Source organism: Streptomyces sp. NPDC111606, assembly GCF_055656945.1.
Genome location: NZ_JBVKBY010000020.1, coordinates 40,059 through 59,601 on the forward strand (window position 1 = coordinate 40,059; position 19,543 = coordinate 59,601).

Sequence of the window (19,543 nt, forward strand, 5' to 3'; positions counted from 1 at the left end):
CGACCACGTGGGGCCCTCCGTCAGCGGCGGGCCCCACCCGTACTCGTGCCGCCGGGGGTGAGTCCGCACATGCCGGACCTTGACGCCCCGTCCTGCCCCGGCTGGTGGCCGTGGACGCCGAGCTGGGGAGCCGTCGATCGACACAGCCGCACAGCAGCGACACTCGTGCGAACCGACTCTGACCGCCAGCTCGCCACCAGCCTCTTGGCGGAGGCACTCATCCGCACCCGGCGGGTGCGGCTGGAGATGGGGCACCTGCGGGCCGCATCAGCATTGCCCGCGACGAACGGCACACCCGTCGACACACCGGTTCTACCGGACGAGGGATTGCTGCCGCCCGGCCTGCTGGGTGACGACATCGACGCGGCACTCGAGCGGGCCGAGACGGTCAGCCGCAAGATCGCCGACCGGCTGAGCGGCGCCCTGACTGTGCTGGACCCAGGTGCGGAGACCCGGCCGCTGCCCGTCCTCACCTGACGCTCGCAGGTGAGGCAGGCCTGCTCCGTCACTCACCCGCCGACCTGGACTCACGCCTCAGCCAGGCTTTAGGCCAAGTACCCAGAGGCGACAGCGTCGGCCGACAGACTCCTCTTCGATGGCCGCTCCTCTGTACGGCATGACCGACTGCATGCCAGACGTCTTTGCCCGTCAGCGCACGGCCACGCTGCCGGGCCCGCAGGAGGGTCGGGCAGGCTCCTCCTCTTTCGGGCCATGATCGCATCCGATTCATCTGCCCGCGCTTCCCCAACACCTCTGCTGAGCAGGCGAGATGGACATGCACGAGAGGTTGTCCAGGAATGTCTGGTTTAACTCACAACCACTGGATTATCACGCTCTGCGCATGACTGAATACGGAACGTTCCGGCTCACTGGTCTCACCCCGTGAGGGCCTCGACGAAAGGGCACAGCCATGTCCTCGGCCATGCGTAAGACGACGAAAACTCCGGTGGTACGGCGGCTGACCGCCGCGGCCGTCGCGCTGGGCAGCTGCCTGACGCTCGCCGGCCCGGCAGGAAGCGCCGGCGCGGCGCCCGCCGACCCCGTACCGACCGTCTTCTTCTGGCGACTCCCACACCGCCAACTTCGGCATCGCTCCCTACCAGGAGGGCGACAGGACCCTCTGCTTCCAGGCGAAGGAGAACTATCCCACCGTCGCCACCCGGCGCCTCGCGGACAAGGCCATCACGCTCGACGTCCAGTCGGACGTCTCCTGCGGAGGCGCACTCATCCACCACTTCTGGCAAGAGCAGGAGCTGCTGCCCGGCACCGGCCTGAAGGCCCCGCCGCAGCAGGACTCTCTCAAGGAAGACACCCAGCTGGTTGTGGGCAGCATGGGCGGCAACACGCTGGGCTTCACCCGCATCCTGAAGCAGTGCTCCGACAAACTCCGTTCCAACGAGCACGCCCTGCTGCCCGGAACGCCGGTCGACGAGGACCAACCGGCCGCCAAGTGCGCCGAGTTCTTCGGGTCCGGCGACGGAAAGCAGTGGCTGGACGATCAGTTCGAGCGGGTCGGATGGGACCTGGAGGAGCTGCTCGAACGCATCCGGTACTTCGCCCCCGACGCAAAGCCCGTCCTGGTCGGCTACCCCAGACTCGTGCCTGCGGACACCACCAAGTGCCTGACCCCGGCGCCCGGCCAGACGGAGCTGCCGCTCGCCGACATCCCGCAGGACGCCATGCCGGTCCTGGACCAGATCCAGAAGCGGCTGGACGACACGATGAAGAAGGCCGTCGCGGACGCCGGCGCCGACTTCGTCGACCTCTACACCCACACCGGCAGCAACACGGCCTGCGACGGCGTCAACCGCGGTATCGGCGGCCTGCTGGAGAACTCCCAGATCCAGATCGGCGAAGACCAATGGCTTCCCTGGTACGCGCACCCCGATGAGAAGGGCCGCGACATCCAAGCCGAGCGGGTGGCAGGCAAGGTCGAGCAGATCCTCAACCGGTAAGGGGCACACCCCAGCAGGGAACCGGGCCGGCGCCCCTCCCGCGCACGGTCCGGTTCCTGTCCTCGCGCCTCAACGAAGCTCCAGGTCATCGATCCGGGTTTCGTCGTCCCACCGATCTGAAGTTGCCGTGCAACCCCGGATGCGCATCTGGTCCTGACCACTGCGCAGTGGTCACGGCCAGTAAGGAGTCGTTGCGCGCACGTCACGATCCACCGAACCGGAGGCGGCTTCGAGGGCCTTGAAGCGGTTGGCCGCTCATGTGCATCGATCACGCGCTGCTCGTCCCGTTCTGCGCATTCAGACGTGTTCCGTGCGGCCGCAGATCGTGGGGTGAAGGCAGCGCTGCACCCCTCCCTATGACCAGGTAGGTGAGTTTCGCCCGTTGGCGGAAGTTGCCGTGGCAGGCGAGGTCGTCGATCCACAGCGGGTCGTCGGTGGGGACGGCTGTCCACAGTCGGTGGTACTGAGGGATGACGGTGAGGGACTTCGCTGGGGTGAAGGACTTGTAGCGCTGACAGACGAGGATGCGGGAGTCGATTGCGGGCCAGCGTTCGATTAGGACCCGGTCGTCTTGCGGCACTCGCCGGTGATGCTCGGCTCGTCCAGCCTGTTGATCAGTTTGGTGCGTCGCTCGTCGAGTTGGCTGTCCTTGTCGAGGTCCGCGGGATCGCTGTAGTCCCCGCCAAGCTGCGTACTGCGCAGGTCACCGAGTTCGAGCGTGATCGAGGCGAGTTCGGCGCCCCGGTTGGACGCCGTAGCGAGAGGCTGCCAGGTGTCATCGAGGCGGGCGGCCTGGGCCGTCTTGTCGGCCGCCTTCTCCATGAGCGGAAGGACTCTGTCGCGGGACTCCTGGCGAGCCCCGGCGTCGATCAGCGGATCACCAGAGACCTCGGGGAACTCCATCGCGCAGGCTTCCCTGGCGAGTTGGAGTGCCTCGTCCTTGTCATCACCAGCGCAGGCTGCAAGCCCCGACACCGCAAGCACAATGAGCGAACCACGCGCAATGAGGCGCTTGAGTCTATTCACGTTTCCCTCCCGATCGTGCGGGGTCATTCTGCACCCAGGTCTGTCAGCGCACTCGGCGGCAGTTGCAAGAACAGTTGAGGCGTCTACGCGGGGGCGTGCCGGATAGTCTCTGGGCCCGTTCCGGCCGATCTCCTCCCATGCGTAGGCTCCTTTCCCGACTGTGCGGGTGACCAGCTGTCTGCGCGAGGCCCGGCGGGACGTAGCCCGCCGGGCCTCGCGCTGGGAGCACGGTCGTTGAAAGCTGATCACATGTGGCGTGAGGCCCGTCTGCGACCCGCTTCAGAAACAGGCAGTCACGCCTACTTCTCGTACTTCAGGGGCGGCCCGAGGCTGACGATGGTCGAGCAGTCCACCTGCTGCTGGTACTCCTTGCTGTCCTGCTCGTACCAGAAACGGCACCCCTTCAGCGCGCCCTGGGGTGGGCCGGTGACCTTGACCCGGGCGACGAAGTAGATGTCGCTGCCGGACTTCGCCTTCACCTTGACCGGGTGGCCCGCGTAGTTCCTGGCCTTGGACAGGTCGGGCATACCGCCTTTGCCATCGGTGCGGGCGAACAGGATGTTCCCGTCCGTCTCGTTGCCGTTGAGGGCCCGGTACTCGATGACCTTCAGCCCTTTGGGGACCTCGGAGAACTCCGCCTTGGTGATCTCCACGTCTCGAGCAGACGTGTTCCAGGTGAGGGGAAGACCGGCCCAGTACTCGTCACCGATCTGGGCGTGTTCGTAGCCGACATCCCCGGCTGACTGCATGCCTCCATCGAGTGCCGATCCCTCGCGGACCCCGCCTTCCAACGCGCCGGCGATCACCCAGGAAACCCCGGCCGTCAGGGCCGCGGCACCGAGTCCGGCAACGAGGATGGTGCGGCGTCTAGCTGGAGTAGAAGACACCCGGCTTGTCAGAAACCGGCCCATTCTTCCCCCAAATCTTGTGCTTCGCGCTCGTACGGTTGCCCGCGGTGATCTTCTGCTTGTGGTTCTTGTCGTACCCGGTGGTGACGCCGAGCGCGACGCCCATGAAGTTGACGGCGTTGCCGAACTTGCTCGACTTCTTCCTGGTGAGCTGGAAGTAGGTCCCCGGCTCCACCTTGGCCCGGTGGCTCCTGGGCGAGTTGTTGTAGTTGCGCGAGCCGTCCTTGGAGGAGACGTTCTTGCCGATCTTGCCGACCGAGCCGCCGGAGGGAACCTTGTAGCGGCCGGCTTCGATCGTGTACCAGGTGGCGCGGACCGTGCCGGAGCAGATCCGCTGGTGCTTGTACTTGATGTACTCGACCGGGACCTGGTACTGGCGGGCGTAGTAGGAGCCCTTGTTGACGTAACCCGTCGACGCACCGGTCTCGTGCGACACCTGCTTGCTGCCGCCGACCTTCCAGTCCCCGTTGCTGTTGACGGCGATGTCGATGGTGCTGTTCATCGTGGCGTCGTACTCGAACGTGGCCTTCGCATCCCAGTTCGCGTGCGCTTCACCGACCACCGTGTACTTGATTTTGGAGGTCTGCTTGTACCGCAGCGTGTCACACGTCCCCGACGCGCGAGGCGCGACCTTCTCGCTGCGGATGTCCTTGCCGTCCGCCAAGTAGGGGTTGTAGTCGGCGGCGAGGGCGCCGCGGTCGGACTGCCACACCGGAGTCTTCTCGTCGGTCGCCTTGGGGTCGGCTTCCGTCTGGGCGGCGAGCGTCCGCTTCTCCTGCTCCGGCGTCGGATCCTTCGCCGTGGCGTCGTCGACCGTGTTCGGCAGCATCGGCACGCTGTGCCCGTCGTCGATCGCCTCCGCGATCGAGGCCGTCTCCTCGCTGCTCGCCGCGCGCAGGGTCGCGGACTTCGGCGGTACGGCGACCAGGGCGTCCACTCCCAGTACAGGGACGCCGGACGAGGTGGTTCCGGTCGTGGTGGCGTTCAGGTTCAGCGCACCGCGGTTGTCGTCCATGGCCTTCTGCACGGCCGTCGGCAGCTTCGAGGGAAGCGTCAGGGACCAGGTGCCGTCGGCTGCCGTCGTCGCGGTACCCACAACGGGCTCCGTAGCGCCATTAGTGCTTTCGCTACCGGCTACGACATCGGCGGCGGTCACCGTGACCGGCAGGCCGGCCGCGGGCTGCCCGTCGCCGAGCATGAACTTGCCCGTGACCGTGTTCGACGGCTGCGGCGCACCGGTGTCGGACGGCTCCTGCGCGGTTGGCAGATCGTTGTCGACGGCCGTTGGCGTGCCGAAGTAGGGCACGACGTCGGGGTCCGGGTCCGCCATGCAGGCGGCAGGGTCTGCCATGACGTCGCCCAGGATGCCGACGGTCACTTCGTCGTTGATCCCGGTGAACGGGCCGGTGGCGTACTTGCTGATGCGACCCGTGGTGTCCGGATCGCCGGTGACGCTGAGGGTGTTGATGGCGCCGGGACCGGGGCTCCACGCCTGCGTGACTCCGCTCAGGCCGGTCGTGTCGGTGACGGAGGCGCCCAGCGTGGTCGTGACGGCGCCCGCAGACCCCCCGGTCTCCAGGTAGGTCTGGTGGGCGATCGTGCCGTCGGTGCTCAGCGTGTAGATGACCGAGCCGACCATCCATACGTCCTCGGCGTTGAGGATCTCGGTCAGCCTGTTGGACCGCGGCAGTGTGGTGATGAGGCTGATGGTCCCGTCGCCGGTGGCCGGGGCGCTCTGTCCGAACACGTTCACCGTGTTGTCAGCGTTGATGACGAAGATCCGCTTGCCGTTCGACCACACCCGCTTCGCGGTGCTCCAGTCGGGCTTGTAAGACTTCACCGGCGTCAGCAGCGCACCGCCTGTCGCGGTGTTGTCCTTGTAAGCCTTCAGTGGCGCGTCACGGTCGCTGCTGGAGATCTCGTAGATCACGCCGTTCGGCGCGGTGAACAGCTTGCTGGTGCCGGGTATCTGGGCGGTGAGCTGCGTGTCGAAGAAACTCGACTCGCCCGCCTTGGGCCCCCAGTCCATGTACTTGGACAGAGTCCGCTTCTTGGCGGGGTTGGTGCTCGCCGGGCTCAGGACGTAGGTACCCACCGACGAGATACACGAGGCGTCTGCTGCGTGAGCCGTGTTCGGTGCGATGGCCTGCGGTGCGAGCGCAGCGGAGGCGACGAGAGAGCCCGCGCATACCGCCCAGACGGCGCGTAGCGTGGACTTTCTAATGGCCTGAGATGTCATAGTTCCCCCCTGGTCTGGTGTCTGCAGGTATGGATGAGCTGGTCGGGCTCACCTGGCCAAGTGCAAACACGCTGATCGGACCGCGAACCTGAGCGCAGCCTTCCGGATGCGCCCAAGATCGCTAAGATAGGGAAACCTGTGACCGTCGCGTGAAGCAACGGTGTTGAGCTGTTTCTGAGCTTGATTGTTCACTGAGGCGGTGAGAGGATCCGTGCGCAGGCATTGCGGAAACCTTCCCGGACGGCCTTCTGGCGGAGCTGGAGGAAGTCGGCATCGCTGAACGGCGCGTTGCCCCGGCTCCCCAGCGCGGAGTGATCTAAGCCCTGACCAAGGCCGGGAGGGTCTCGAGGCCGCAGTCCTCACGCCCGCTCTTTGGCCGGAGTCCTCCCACAGCGTCGACCACAGCGGCACGTCCCGGCCGCGGTGGTCCTTCGCGATGCGCAGGAAGTGCCAGGAAGTGCCCCGAACCCGCTGGTTCCCCGGGACGGTGGTGCCAGCCGAGCCAGGTGCGGCCCTCGAAGTGGTCCAGGCCCAGGCCGTGTTTGAGCTCGCGGTAATCGTGTTCGATCCGCCAGCGCATCTTCGCCCACCGCACCAGGTCAGCGGCCGGAGTGGTGGGCGGCAGGTTCGATATCCAGTAGTCCGTCGGGGCGTCCTGGCCATCCGGCCATTCGACCAGGAGGGTTCGGACGGGCAGGGCACCGTCCCACCGGCTGCGGCCGCCGCCCGCTTCCTGAGCGGCGGCCAGGGACTGCTTGCCCGCGGGCCTCACGGTCAGCACCGCGAACCGTGAGGTCATCGCGCCTTTGCTGCCCTGCCGCCAGGTCACCTCGGTGAACCGCTCCGCACCCGCCTGCGCCGCGAAGGCGGAGACAGCTCGCGGCGGGGTGCGGTAGCGGGGAAGGGTGGGAGGTCCGAGGCCGCCATAAGCAGGCTGGTGCGGCTCGACATCCTCCGGATGAACGACTTCCTTGCCGTTCAGCGCCAGGACAAGGACAGCCCCCGCTCCTCGAGACCGAGCCGGAACGGAGTGCTGACGCCGTAGCCGGCGTCAGCGACCACGACCGGCGCCGTCAGATGCCACTGGGCGAGTGTGTCCAGCAGGCCGAGCGCAAGGCGCCACTTCTCCCGGTGCAGGTCCTGCCGGCCGCAGCACCCGCGTTGCAACTGACCGCTCTCGCGTTGGCCGCACACACCTGCGCTCGCGCCGAACACAGCACCGACATGGACACCCTCCCCCGCCTATGCGGTCACTCCCCCCCCCAGCAGACCGGCGACCTCCTCGACCGCCTTGGCCACAGACGCCCTGGGGCATGGCATCACGTCCGGGCGAACGACGAGGTGATGTGGCACCTGCCCCAGCCTCAGCCACATCCCGTCGCGCTGCCTAACGGACACCGGGTATGACAATCCTGAAACTGTCTCCAGAGTAAGAAGACCTCACCTGGCGGGAACAACCAGCGCTGTTTGTCCGTACCATCTGTACACCGAGGCATCTTGCGGCACTTGTGGCACCCCCAGCCGCGCCGCCGCCTAGACCTCGCCCAAGAGGGCGTCACTTCCATGTGGTGCAGCCCCGCAGGACGTTCATTCGCTGAGGAAGGTCAGCCCCATGCCCGAGACAATCACTCCCGCCACCGAACTGACATCGCAGTACGTCGCCCAGGTGGCCGGAGACCTCGAACGCAATGTGAAAGAGCAGGAACGTATCACTGCGGAGATCGCGTCCCTGCAAGAGCAGCTTGCCGCGGTGCAGCACGACCACACAGTGCTGGTGAACGTGCAGCAGGCGCTCGGTGTCACCCAGGCGCCGGCCCGGCCCGCGGCAGAGGCCGAGAGTGCCGCGGTGCCCTCACCCCGGCAGAAGACCGGCGCGGCGCGTGGCGGCAAGCGAAAGGCCCGGAAGTCCACCGCCGCGCCTCAGAAGGCAGCACCTAAGAAGCCCGTGGCCAAGCCGGCGGATGCCGCAAAGGCAGCTCAGCCCACCCTGGTCGAGCTCATTCGCCGTCACCTCCTCGAGCTGAAGGAACCGCGCTCGGCTGCGGAGATCTCTACAGCACTCGGCCAGGCCCACCCCGAGCGCCAGATCGCGGACAAGGTCGTGCGAGTCACACTCGAGGGGCTCGTGGCCAAAAGCCAGGCAGAGCGCACCAAGCAAGGAAGGTCCGTCTTCTATACCGCTCCCAAGTCAGCAGCTGCTCCTGAGGCCGAGGCACAGCCCGCAGAGTCTGGGCACTGACAGCCCCGCGTGGAGGGATGGTTGCCCCAGGTGCGGTCAGCCGGGGCGCCATGTTCGGACCTCGATGTGAATCATCTGGGCGTCCGGGCGGATGCGTCCGGTCTCCACCTGCCACTGGTGTACGGCGGTGTTGACGTCGCCGCCTGCGGTATCTGTCGGGCGAGAGAATTGAGTTCAGCGCCCGAGGCTCTGACCTGGGCACTGAACTCTTCCCTGCACGGTCGACACCGAGGAAATGCGCAATGATCTGTTCAGTGCGCAGACCCTCTCGGGCGTCTCCCTATTGATCAGAAACCCAAAAGGTTCTCGTCGAGGAGGCACCGTCAACGCGCTGAACCCAAAGCGTTTCGGATCAATAGGACAGCTCGGCCTCACATCCTCTGGCACGTCAGCTGGCGATCGGTCCGACACAGGGATGCCGTGGGTGAGCAAAGGGTTCGTCAATGGCCTCCCGTGGCGCCTACCCGGGCGAATGTGCCCAAAGCTCGTACATTCCTGCCATGAGCGGCAGTATCGGGACACCTGTTCTGCGTGGAATGCCGGTGGGGAAACCCCTGCCGAGACATGACGGGGGTGCGCTGTGGGGGGTGTGGGGCGAGCTGAGCAGTCGACCGGTGCTGGTCACTGGTGACGCCGACGGCAGGGTGCGACTGTGCGACCCGGTGGACGGAACTCTGTTAGCAACCCCCTGGAGTGGCCATGACGGCGCTGTGCTGTGGGGGGCGTGGGGGAGCGTGGCAGGTCAGCCGTTGTTGGCCACGGGTGGCGGAGACGGCACCGTACGCCTGTGGGACCCTCGCTCCCCGGACGGCAGGAGGGAAGCGCGGACATGGGAGGGGGCAGTAGCCGAACTTGGTGAACCCATGCCCGGCCCGGCCGACGCAGCTGGGATGTGGGGGGCCTGGGGCACGGTCGGGCCCGCACCCGTTTTGGCCACCGGCAACTTGGTGGGCCAGGTTCACCTGTGGGATCCGGTGCAGCGCGCCGAGACAGGACATCTGACCGGCCACAACGGCATCGTGGAGTGGGGTGCGTGGGGCCGTGTCGACGGCCGGCCGTTCCTTGCCACCGGTGACCACGAAGGCGAGGTACGCCTGTGGGACTTCGCGGAGGTGCCTAGGTCGGCACCACTGCGATTGACCGGCCACTCCCAACCTGTGGAGTGGGGTGCGTGGGGCCGTGTCGACGGCCGGCCTGTCCTGGCCACGGGCGACCGCGGGGGGGAGGTACGCCTGTGGGATCCCGTGGAGGGCACTGCGCTGGGAGAGCCCTTGATCGGTCACGAGCACAGCGTGGAGTGGGGTGCGTGGGGACAGGTCACAGGTCAGCCGGTGTTGGCCACCGGCGGTTTTGACGGGACAGTCCGGTTGTGGGATCCGGCAACCGGCAGAATGCAGGGACAGCCGTTGACCGGCCACCGAGGTGGCTTGGTGTGGGGGGCCTGGAGCGGTGTCGAAGGCCGACCGGTACTGGCCACGGGGGACCGAGACGCGGAGGTACGGCTATGGGACCCAGTGGAGGGAATTGCCCTGGGAGAACCCTTGAACGGTCATTCCGGCAGTCTGGTGTGGGGTGCGTGGGGGGATGCCGGCGGTCGGCCGACTCTGGCCACTGGTGATGATGATGGTGGCGTGCTGCTGTGGGAGGTGGTGGAGCACCGGCCCGTTCCGCGGCTGCCCACTTACCGTTCGGACGTTACGGCTTCTACCGACGACCTCGCCAGGGCGGGGGAGGCAGCCGCGGTCGCAGAGCTGATCACCGCGCGCACAGCGAGGCCACCACTGGCGGTGGGACTGTTCGGTGACTGGGGGCAGGGCAAGAGCCACTTTCTGGGGCTGCTGCAGAAACAGGTGGATGCGACAGCCCAGCCGGGCAACCCGCTCGCGCACAGCGCAGTGCGGCAGGTCAGATTCAATGCCTGGCACTACGCGGAAACTGGCCTGTGGGCCAGCCTGGTCGCCGAGCTGTTCGCCCAGCTCGCGGCGCCGCTGAACGGCGACGTCGACGAGGAGCAGCGCAGGCAGTCCCGTCTTACGGCCGAGCTGGTCACTGAGCGCCGTCTGCGAGAACGGCTGCACGCCGCGAGAACGCGTTGCGACGAGCTGCACAAGGCGCTTGACGAACCCGAAAAGCTGTGGGACCGGCTTCCCGAGGAACAGCGGGCAGAGGTACGGATGCTCGCAGGCGACGGTCCGGAAAAGGTCTACGCGGAGGCAGCACGCACCGTGGCTGCGTTGCGGGGGACGGGCCGGGCGTCCTGGCGTCTTGCCCGAAGCGCTCCGCTAGTCGCCGCCGCACTTCTGGCCGTCCTCGTCGTACTGGCCGGAGCGACGGTCGCGATGGCCTGGGGCCTACCAGCGCTGTGGGGTTGGGCAGCGACCCTGCCAGGCATCGCCTGTGTAGCAGTGGCCGTACGTACGGCAGTCGGCTTCATTCGCGCAGCCCGGGCCCGTGCGAACGCTGCATGGCAAAAGGCCGTGCAGTTCGGCGAGCAGCAGCATCGCCGGTTGCAAACCGCCGCCGACGTCGCAGATGCCGAGGTGTCCGAGCTCACCAGACAAGTCCAGAACGTCACCGCAGCCGGGCAGCTGGCCGGGCTCGTCGTCGACCGGGCCGTGACAGGCGACTATCGCAGTCAGCTCGGGGTGATGACCCGGATCCGCGAGGACTTCCAGCGCATGGCGGATCTGCTGGCCCGTGCTGCGGAGGACTCCCGCAGCGCGCCTGGGTCAGGTACTGACGAAGCAGGGGACGAGCTGCCGCGAATCGACCGGATCATTCTTTGCATCGACGACCTGGACCGATGCCCACCTCAGCGTGTGGTGGAGATGCTGGAGGCCGTTCATCTGCTGCTCGCAGTCGACTTGTTCGTTGTGGTTGTCGCTGTGGATCCGCGCTGGCTGTTGCGGGCTATCAGCGCGCACTACCGGGACCTCCTCGATCAGGGAGAGCCTTCCAGCGGCACGGAAGGCGGAGAAGGCGCCGTAGACCCCGACGACGAGGAACTGTGGCGCTCCACTCCCGCGCAGTACCTGGAGAAGATCTTCCAGGTAGTGCTCACCCTGCCGCCGTTGGACACCACCGGGTACCAGCGGATGTTGCACACCTTGGTCGGCGTACGCGGTGACCTGCCCGACCCGACGCTCGGCCCGCTGCCCTCGCCCTCGCACGAGGCCGATCGCCCCGATGCCGCATCCGCTGCCCACCCCCTGCCTCTTCTGGGCGAGGGCGAGGAACGCAGGACCGGGAGTGCGGACGGGGTCCGTGCTGGCGACGATGATGCAGTATCCGAGGCGGACGAGTTCGGGCTCGAGCTGCCCGCTGCCCGTGTGGTTGAGCGGGTGGATCCGCTCACGCTCGAGCCCGACGAGATCGCCCTGCTGAACCTGCTCGGTCCGCCACTCCTCGTGGCCACTCCCCGCGCGGTCAAGCGGCTTGCCAACAGCTATGGTCTGCTCACTGCGATCCGTCGGGATCACCGTGAAGCCGATCTCGACGAACAGCGAGCCGTGGTCTTGGACCCCGACACGAACGCTTTCCGCGACGTGCCCTACCGGCCCTACCGCGCAGCCATGGTTCTCCTTGCCGCGCTCGTCGCCTATCCGTCCCTCGGCCCTGCCCTCTTCCTCCATCTGCACCACACGACTGCCGCGCATCCCGGCGAGAGCTGGGCCCGCTTCCGCGCTTCCCTCACGCCGCGGCAAAGGAAGGGAGGGCAGTGGTGGAGCGTGGCGGACCCGAACATGACGCCCGTCCAGGCCCAGCAGTGGCAAGCCCTGCTGGACGGCCTTGATGCAGTGGAACGAAGTGCTGCCGAGCACAGCCTTCAGCTGCCCGAGCCCTTGTCCGCCTGGGGCCCTTGGGTCGTTCCGGTGGGCCGGTTGTCCTTTCCCACTGGGCGCATCGTCAGCAGCCTCGAGCGGCAACGCCCCCTGGGCAACCGGCCGGAACCGGGGTCAGGAGAGGACACAGGAGCGTCGTGAACCAGGTGGGGCTTCGCAGAGGGTGGTTCACCTGAAGAATTCCAGGGCGCGGGCGGGGTCGTGCGCAGGCTGCCACCGAACATTGTGGCCGACCAAGCCCTTGGGGGGACTAACCCACCCGGACGACAGGAGCGTTGATCACGTGATCAGTGGTAGGCGCTACTGGCTGTGAGGTACAGGGCACAGGCGGCCGGTCGCTCTGCCGCCGATCAGGAGGCGTTACCCCAAAGAGTGGAAAACCGCCTCTGGCCAACCGAACCATGGACAGCGGCAGTGTCGTCGAGCGCCTTGGTAGCGGTCCGCCTCAGTGGTCCTCGACGATGAAGCAGGCCCGCTCGTAGAGCTCGTCGAAGGTGATGACCTCGACCTCCTGGATGGATGTCCGGTACAGCTCGAAGGAGCTCATCTTCTCCGGGTTCACGGCGCCGTTGTGCGTGAACTCGCGCAGGCTCCCGATCACCACGACCTGCCTCGGGCGGGTAGTGGACAGTTCGGTCCCTGTCGGGGTGCCGTCTTCCTCGTAGATCCGGGTGAGGAACTCGCGGGAGATGAGCTGCTGGGCCTTGCTGGCCGTCTTTTGCACCTGCGCCACGCCGCCGCCGAGTTCCTTGGATGCCTGGTAGACGCCCACGCGGTACGGGGTCTTGGCGAGCAGTTCGGTGTCGTGGGTCTTGATCTCGCAGAAGAGCATGCTGCTGATCAGGCCCTTGGACCGCATGATGGCGTCGATACGTTTCCCGGCTCCGCCGAAGATGTTGGCGCCGGTGGTGATGCGTTCCAGTTTGCCGTCGTTGATGGATTCGCAGGCGATGAGGTTGAGGCCGTAGCCGAATATCCACTGATTCGCCTCGAAGAAGGCCTGCCAGACCGCTTCCGCCCCGCGTGTCGTTGCCGCGTCCTCCTCCTGGCGGAAGTAGTCCGGATCGGTCAGCAGTCGCTCGAACCTCTGAAGCTGTTCCTTGCGGTTGCTGATCAGCCGGATGTCCTCCTCGGTGAGCCCGCCGCCGATGGCGGTCCTGACCGCGCCGAGGACCGTCGTCCGGTCCTGGCCGGTCAGCAGCTCGGCCAGCTGGGTCTCGTCACCGGCCACGAGTTGGAGGGAACTGCCGGGTGTGCTCAGGCCGGTGCAGCCCTGGAGGAAGTTGATGACTTTCCAGAAGTTCTCGTGGACGTCCCCGGTGTCTACGAGCGCCTTGACGGCCCGGGTGATCCCGGTGTCAGGCAGTTCCTGCGTGGCGGAGACTTCCCCAGCCCTCTTCTTGTCCTTCTTCCAGAGCTTGATCCTCGGGGTGAAGGTGTCGCCCTTCTTGATGATGGTGACGCTGCACAGGGTCGCTACCTGCGGCCGGTCGTCGAGGATGAACTCGGTGATCATCCGGCGGGCGCGGGTGTCGTAGAGGTAGTGGAACCCGCTGCTGTCCTGCGCACCGCGGATCTCCAGGTCGGTGAAGTCCCTGCGGGTGACGTCGAATTCGGTGGTGGTGAAGGGGAGTCGGAGGCCGCGAACGATGGGGGTAGCGGGCGCTGCGCCTTGGGTCCGCCAGTCCGGTGGGATGTTGGGCAGCGGGCGGGTGTCGGCTTCGACCACAAGGTCCTGGACGTCGATGCGGCCGAGTTGAGTGAGCACGGACTGCAACGTCCGCCAGACCGCCTCCTTCACCTCCGCGGTGCAGGTGGGCAGAAGCTCGCGCTCCACCGTCAGGACCGCCTCGTAGGTGGCATCCGTCCAATGGTCACCAGGTGTGGGATGGAAGTAGCCGCCGTCACGGCGGAGAGTCAGAACCGCGGTGCGAAGCAGGTCGCGTGGGGTCTCCTCCCCAGCGCAGTCCAGGAGACTGAAAACCTGGCCGAGGACCAGGTCGAGCTTGCCCGCGTCCTCGTCCTCCAGCGGCAGCGGGATCAACGGGCCTGTAGGCGGAATACGTACCGGCTCATACAGGGGGCGGCCCGAGAGGAACTCGTGCGCACGCAGACCCCAACCGTCCGGCGCCAGCAGCACGTTCAGTGCCTGGACATGCTTCATAGCCTCCTCGACGTCAGCCGCCACTTCTGGATGGACCATCCGTGCGAGAAAGCTGAGTAGTACCTCGTCCGGTCGGTGGGAGAGCTCCAGGCGGGAGTCCTCGAAGATCCAGTCGTCGTCCAGGTCTTGATTGTTGATCCGGTGCTGCTGGATATCGGCGCGGACGGTCGGAAGCCGGCTGTTGCCGACTGGCGGCCGGTCCAGGTCGTAGAGGCCCTCAAGGAACGTGACCTCATCCAATGTGCCCCACCAGGGGCTCGACATCCCGCGCAGGTACGCGAAGATGTCACGTCGTGTCACAGGAGTGATTGTCCGCGACTCGGCCGCGCTGGCGGGATCGGTGGAAGTCATGCGTCCAGGATGGGCGGTTAGCCGGTAGGGCGCCGGACAATTGAGACTTCACCTCGCCGAGCACACTGCCATCCACCAGTGGCTGTGCGGTTCTCCGGCCTCTCCTCATCCGGCGCTCGAGGCGGTGACGGCCTGAGACCCGTCGCAGGCGGGATTCAGGCCAGTTCGAGACGCACAACCACGTCAGCTATGGCACATGTCTGCGACAGTCGCTCACTCGCTCGGCGGGCACGGCGGTGCGTCGAATCCCGTCGCCCCGCCAACGGGCGGCCCGTTGCCCGGCTCGCACCGCGGCCGCGCCGGCCCTCCCTCGAACGGGTCGTGATCGTTCTCGATCTCGGCAGTCAATCCTCCTTGGGCACCCTTGCTGAGCAGGCGAGATGGACGCGAGTGGAAGCAATGTCCGAGAACGCTTGGTTGCGGTTCTCAACCACTCGCCGATCACGCTCTGCGCATGTCTGAATACGGAACGTAGCGCTCTCTCGCCCCGCTTCGCGTGGGCCCCAACGAAAGGGCACAGGCATGCCTTCGGCCATGCGTAAGACGACAACCACTCCCAGGACACTGCGGCTGGCCGCCGCGGCCGTCGCACTGGGCAGCTGCCTGGCGCTCGCCGCGCCGGCGGCACCCGCCGGCGCGGCGCCCGCCGAGGCGGTGCCGACCGTCTTCTTCGGCGACTCCTACACCGCCAACTTCGGCATCGCTCCCGTGAATGACCAGGACAACGAGAAGTTCTTCTGCTTCCAGGCCACGGAGAACTATCCCGCCGTCGCCACCCGGAACCTGGCGGCCAGGGACATCACGCTCGACGTGCAGTCGGACGTCTCCTGCGGAGGCGCGCTGGTCGAACACTTCTGGAAGGAGCAGGAGCTCTTCGGCGGCGTCGGGTCGGTCCCGGCGCAGCAGGACGCGCTCAAGGAGGACACCAAGCTGGTCGTGGGCGGTATGGGCGGCAACACGCTGGGCTTCACCAGCATCCTCAAGCAGTGCTCCGCCAAGCTCCGGGGTAACGAGGGAGTGCTGCTGCCCGGACAGCCGGTGGATTCGGACCAACCGGCGGGCGAGTGCAAGGACTTCTTCGAGTCGGAAGACGGAGAGCGGTGGCTGGACTACCAGTTCCAGCGGGTCGAAGGGGACCTGGAGGAGACGCTCCAGCGCATGAGCTACTTCGCGCCGGACGCCGAGCGTGTCCTGGTCGGCTATCCCCGGCTCGTGCCCAAGGACACGACCAAGTGCCTGACCGCGGCCCCCGGCCAGACGGAACTGCCGTTCGCCGACATCCCCCAGGACGCGCTGCCCGTCCTGGACCAGGCCCAGAAGCGGCTGGACGACGTCATGAAGAAGGTCGCCGCGGACGACGGTGCCGACTTCGTGGACCTCTACGACCACACCGGAAACAACACGGCGTGCGACGGCGCCAACCGGGGCATCGGCGGCCTGCTGGAAGGCTCCAAGGTCGAACTCGGCACGCCGATCCCGTGGTACGCACACCCCAACGAGAAGGGCCGTGACATCCAGGCCCAGCACGTAGCAACCAAGATCGAAGAAGTCCTCAACCGCTGACCGAGATACAGCCCCTTTCCCGCATGATCGAAGCCCCGGGCCGTCGGCCCGGGGCTTCGATCATGCGTCGGACTCCAGGTGCTCGCCCCGAACCGCCCCCCTGAACGACGTGACGCACCCGGCCGTATCCAGCTGGAGCAGTCCCCGCCCAGCGCCCGGCAGGTGAAGCACAAGACCCCCAGCTCAACTCATTCTGAAACGAGAGGGACAAGCCCAGTCCAGTGCCCGGTGCCTGCCCGGCCGCACCGGATGCCCTGGTTCACAGCGGTGCGCCGCCCTGCCGTCGACATGCCGAGGATCGGTGTGTCATCGGATGCCGCCGGAGGCGAGCCACTGCCGTCCCCAGGAGAGCAGTGCGTCTGCCGCTTCTTGCGGGAGTTCTGCGTGAAATCGCGCGCGTGCGTGAGTGACGGAGGCCGCTTTGATGCCGTCCCAGCCTTCGGCGTAGGTGGGGGCGTCGGCCGCCTGCCCGCCGGTGAGGTGTTCCCACAGCCAGCCGGCGGCGTGCCGCCGCCGCTGCCAGGTCAGGGACTGTCCCGTCGGCTTGAGGATCGGGGCCAGGGCGCGGCCGGGTACTTCGCGCAGGCTGGAGAGCGCCGTGCGACGGGCCTGGTAGTCGATGAGGCCGCGATCGGTCATCCGGTCTGCCAGGGCCCGGACTGCCTCCCAGAATGCCTCTGGTTCCGGGGTGCGTTGGAGGATGCGTGCGTACGTCTTCCGCGACCGTGCTGGTAGACCGAGCGCATGGGAGGCCTGTGCCCACGTTTCGGCCCCGGCGTGGCGGGCCAGCGCCAAGGAGGCGGTGTACCGGCCGTTGTTGACGCGGGCGCCGGGCAGGTGCGCCGCCAGGAACTCCTCGTAGTCGCCCGGGTCGAGGCGTTGGGGAATGTGTCGGAACGTCAGGGTGGAGGCCGGCACTGCATCATCGGCGACGTGGCGGCGGTGCGGCGGGATCGTGGCCGCCATCATCTCGTCCATGACCATCGGACGCGGCAGATGCCGCAGCGGGTCAAACTTGTGGTACCTGGCCACCCGGTCCTCGGCGAGTCTGCTCGCCCAGGTCACGAGGTACGGCGGGCCCGAGTTGCGGTCGGGGGCGTCCAGGATGGGGGCCGCGAGGGCGAGGACGGCGGCGGCCTCGGCGGCCGTGGCCGGCACCGCTCCCGGGTCGGGGACGCCGCCGCGAGCGAACTTCTCCCGGCGGGCGTGCCGGGCATCGCGCACCACCGCCAGGGCGTGCGCCGCGAAATCGGGGAGGGGCGCGAGTTCATCGTCGTGAACGACCAGCCGGGCCATCGCGGCAATGAACCGCAGGGCGGCGAACCAGTCCGCACCGGTGACCGGCCGGCCCACCAGCTGCGCTGCGGCCCCGTCGGCGATGGCGAGCGCACGCTGCTGGATGGCAACCAGAGCTTCCGGGACCGGGAGAGTGGGAGTGTCCGCGATTGGCTGCCGGCACACGGTCGGGTTCCGGGGCCTGCCGGGATTGGGCTGGCGATTGCCGCATTCGCGCAGGTCCAGCGTCGCGTGGGTGCGCCTGAGGAGGGTGCCTGGCGTGTTCTTCGCGCCGCGTCGCAGGGCGATGCCGCAGGCGGGGCAGGTGTCGATCAGCAGACAGCGGTGGTCGGGGCAGACGGCGGCGATGCCCAGGCGCCACCACAGCGGCCACACGTCGCTTCGCGCGAGGCAGTGCGGGCAGGCGCGGCTGCCGGTCAGCTGGAGCCACTGCTGGCCGAGGGCGTGTTCCAGGGGCTTGTCGTAGGCGGGGTGGAGGGCGTCGAAGTTGAGGAGGGTCCCGTCGTAGCGGGACAGGTGCATCGTCTGTACGGCGTCTGCGCTGAGCCCGGTGGTCTTGCGCAGGCCGTCGGCGCTGGCGGGGGTGAGGAGGATGCCGAACAGGGCGGGCACGCGCTCATTGGTGCGGTATTCAAGGCCCAGCGCCCGTGCGGCCAGGCCCGGGGAAAGGCCCATGGCCACGGCGGTGCGGTCCACCCAGGAGGCGAACGCCTCGCCGCCGGCGGGGACCGGCACCGCCGGGAGCCGCCGCAACTCCTTCACCGTCCCGGGCCCGCGGCCAAGCACGGCACCGGATGACCGGGGTGAGACGGCACTGCGCTTCCCCGAACGCGTGGCCATCGTCAGCCCGCCGCCTTCTTCGACCGGGCCGGGGCGCTCTTGCGGCGCCGGTTCACCAGGCTCTGGTACGTGGCTTCGGCGTACTCGCTGATCTCGATGCGGTCCATGAGCTTGCGGGTGATGGCTTCCTCTTCGCTCATGACGGCCTCGATCGCGGACTCGCGGAGCAGGTCGGTCAGCGCGCAGATACTGCCGTCGGTGCGGTCATACAGATACGCGCAGAGCTTCACCAGCTGGCCGGGCTTGTGGCGGAACAGCACGAGACCGCCCTCGAGGGCCATGACGGTCTGAGCCCACTCGGTCTTGTCCGCATCGGTGCTGGCGCCGAACTTCGTCACCGCATGCCGGGTATTGCGTCCCGAGGTCTGGGTGGCGCGCGAGGACGCCTGGCCCTCGAGGAACAGCCCGGACTTCTTCAGATCGACGCCGGTGTAGACGAAGGTCGCCGCGGTCTTGTTCGCGATGTATTTCAGATGGTCGTTGACGACGCGGCCCTCCTTCGCGGAGAGATCCAGGAAGTGCACATCGTCGATGATCACCAGCTCGGTGCCGACGTCCGCCAGCACGCTCAGCACCTGGTTGGTGATGTCGGTCTGGGTGGCACCGCGGGCCAGCACCATGCCCAGGTAGTCGGCCAGCAACACTGACAGATCCTTCGGCGTCGCCCGGGCCGGGATACTCAGGTAGACCACCGGGGTGTAGTCGATGAGCAACCCGCCGGACTCGTAGCGGTCCTCAAACCGCTCGGGGTGCTGGCGGCGCAGCCGGATCTCGTGCCGGGCGGCGAACAGCTTGACCATCGTGGACTTTCCCACCGTAGGGGGCCCGTCCAACACGATGCCGGCGCGGGCGCCCGCGGCGCGGCGCGCGTTGGCCTTCACCCGACGTTTCATCAGGTAGTGCAGGCGCCTGACCTGCGCGGTGTCGACGATGACCAAGGCGCTGTGGAAGGCGTCGCGTTCGTCGTTGAAGTCCTCCCGTTCCTCCTCGGTCATCCGCAGGTACTGCTGGTAGGAGGGCATGACGGGACGCTCGGGTGGCCGGCTGTCGCGGTAGCAGCGCCATTCCTCCTTGGTGCGGGGTTCGGCCAGGCCGGGGTGACGGAAAGTGCTCAACAAGG

12 protein-coding genes and 2 pseudogenes are annotated in these 19,543 nt (G+C 67.4%); 6 read left to right on the forward strand and 8 right to left on the reverse strand.

What is annotated here, in order from left to right:
• Positions 1–165: 165 nt before the first annotated feature.
• On the forward strand, positions 166–477 hold the full coding sequence (locus ACZ7M7_RS42545; protein WP_472126928.1) for a hypothetical protein: 312 nt from the start codon (positions 166–168) through the stop codon (positions 475–477).
• 611 nt (positions 478–1,088) lie between these two features.
• Positions 1,089–1,955 (forward strand): SGNH/GDSL hydrolase family protein, encoded by an 867-nt coding sequence (locus ACZ7M7_RS42550; protein ID WP_472126994.1) that lies wholly within the window; start codon positions 1,089–1,091, stop codon positions 1,953–1,955.
• A 268-nt stretch (positions 1,956–2,223) separates the two neighbouring features.
• Here ACZ7M7_RS42550 and ACZ7M7_RS42555 read toward each other — a convergent pair whose 3' ends face one another.
• From ACZ7M7_RS42555 to ACZ7M7_RS42575, 5 genes and pseudogenes are all read right to left on the reverse strand, one after another.
• Entirely contained in the window at positions 2,224–2,535 is a 312-nt protein-coding gene (locus ACZ7M7_RS42555; RefSeq protein ID WP_472126931.1) for a hypothetical protein, read from the reverse strand.
• The gene (locus ACZ7M7_RS42560; RefSeq protein WP_472126934.1) at positions 2,511–2,930 is read right to left on the reverse strand and encodes a hypothetical protein; all 420 of its coding nucleotides are present in this window, start codon (positions 2,928–2,930) and stop codon (positions 2,511–2,513) included. Before ACZ7M7_RS42560 ends, ACZ7M7_RS42555 begins: the two co-directional genes overlap by 25 nt.
• A gap of 350 nt (positions 2,931–3,280) precedes the next feature.
• The gene (locus ACZ7M7_RS42565; RefSeq protein ID WP_472126937.1) at positions 3,281–3,730 is read right to left on the reverse strand and encodes a hypothetical protein; all 450 of its coding nucleotides are present in this window, start codon (positions 3,728–3,730) and stop codon (positions 3,281–3,283) included.
• 118 nt (positions 3,731–3,848) lie between these two features.
• Positions 3,849–5,984, reverse strand: coding sequence for a hypothetical protein (locus ACZ7M7_RS42570; RefSeq protein ID WP_472126940.1), 2,136 nt, complete (start codon positions 5,982–5,984; stop codon positions 3,849–3,851).
• A 460-nt stretch (positions 5,985–6,444) separates the two neighbouring features.
• Positions 6,445–7,262: pseudogene (locus tag ACZ7M7_RS42575) on the reverse strand (IS701 family transposase); the annotation flags it as partial.
• A 478-nt stretch (positions 7,263–7,740) separates the two neighbouring features.
• Between ACZ7M7_RS42575 and ACZ7M7_RS42580 the strand changes: the two are divergent.
• From ACZ7M7_RS42580 to ACZ7M7_RS42590, 3 genes and pseudogenes are all read left to right on the forward strand, one after another.
• A complete protein-coding gene (locus ACZ7M7_RS42580; RefSeq protein ID WP_472126943.1) occupies positions 7,741–8,367 on the forward strand; it encodes a hypothetical protein in 627 nt (208 codons plus the stop codon).
• Between the two features lie 536 nt (positions 8,368–8,903).
• Positions 8,904–9,743, forward strand: a pseudogene (locus ACZ7M7_RS42585) (WD40 repeat domain-containing protein); the annotation flags it as partial.
• A 255-nt stretch (positions 9,744–9,998) separates the two neighbouring features.
• Complete coding sequence (locus ACZ7M7_RS42590; protein WP_472126996.1) at positions 9,999–12,350, forward strand: P-loop NTPase fold protein; 2,352 nt, start codon at positions 9,999–10,001, stop codon at positions 12,348–12,350.
• A 304-nt stretch (positions 12,351–12,654) separates the two neighbouring features.
• Here ACZ7M7_RS42590 and ACZ7M7_RS42595 read toward each other — a convergent pair whose 3' ends face one another.
• A complete protein-coding gene (locus tag ACZ7M7_RS42595) occupies positions 12,655–14,673 on the reverse strand; it encodes a Shedu anti-phage system protein SduA domain-containing protein (protein ID WP_472126945.1) in 2,019 nt (672 codons plus the stop codon).
• Positions 14,674–15,258: 585 nt separating this feature from the next.
• Between ACZ7M7_RS42595 and ACZ7M7_RS42600 the strand changes: the two genes are divergently transcribed.
• A complete protein-coding gene (locus ACZ7M7_RS42600) occupies positions 15,259–16,287 on the forward strand; it encodes an SGNH/GDSL hydrolase family protein (RefSeq protein ID WP_472126948.1) in 1,029 nt (342 codons plus the stop codon).
• 306 nt (positions 16,288–16,593) lie between these two features.
• Here ACZ7M7_RS42600 and ACZ7M7_RS42605 read toward each other — a convergent pair whose 3' ends face one another.
• A complete protein-coding gene (locus tag ACZ7M7_RS42605; RefSeq protein WP_472126951.1) occupies positions 16,594–18,369 on the reverse strand; it encodes a TniQ family protein in 1,776 nt (591 codons plus the stop codon).
• Positions 18,370–18,425: 56 nt separating this feature from the next.
• Positions 18,426–19,538 (reverse strand): TniB family NTP-binding protein, encoded by a 1,113-nt coding sequence (locus ACZ7M7_RS42610; RefSeq protein ID WP_472126954.1) that lies wholly within the window; start codon positions 19,536–19,538, stop codon positions 18,426–18,428.
• Between the last annotated feature and the right edge of the window lie 5 nt (positions 19,539–19,543).

Coding starts and splice junctions, on each gene's coding strand:
- ACZ7M7_RS42565 (WP_472126937.1), bottom strand. CDS start 3,730: ATGCAGTCAGCCGGGGATGTCGGCTACGAACACGCCCAGATCGGTGAC.
- ACZ7M7_RS42580 (WP_472126943.1), top strand. CDS start 7,741: ATGCCCGAGACAATCACTCCCGCCACCGAACTGACATCGCAGTACGTC.
- ACZ7M7_RS42600 (WP_472126948.1), top strand. CDS start 15,259: ATGCGTAAGACGACAACCACTCCCAGGACACTGCGGCTGGCCGCCGCG.